This is a genomic window from Paenibacillus popilliae ATCC 14706 (assembly GCF_000315235.1).
Taxonomy (GTDB): Bacteria; Bacillota; Bacilli; order Paenibacillales; family Paenibacillaceae; genus Paenibacillus_B; species Paenibacillus_B popilliae.
Window position 1 is genome coordinate 1 of sequence record NZ_BALG01000547.1, and the last position, 206, is coordinate 206.

At 55.3% G+C, this 206-nt stretch carries 1 protein-coding gene; it reads left to right on the forward strand.

All coding sequences use genetic code 11. The features are described from left to right. Positions 1–206 (forward strand): IS66 family insertion sequence element accessory protein TnpA (gene tnpA / locus PPOP_RS23170; RefSeq protein WP_422730671.1); only part of this gene is annotated, 206 nt, incomplete at both ends.

Sequence of the window (206 nt, forward strand, 5' to 3'; positions counted from 1 at the left end):
CATTACCGCTTATCAGACCAGCGGGCAAACGATGAAAGCCTGGTGCAAAGAGCACGACCTGACCGTTCATCAATTAAAATATTGGCTCTACAAGGCGCAAAGGCAAGCGCGGGCTACCTCAGCGGTCACTACCTTCCGTCCGATCACTGTCGCTGGCCAAATCGAAGCAACCGAGTCCCTTCAGCTCCAAGTCGGCGTTGCCCGGA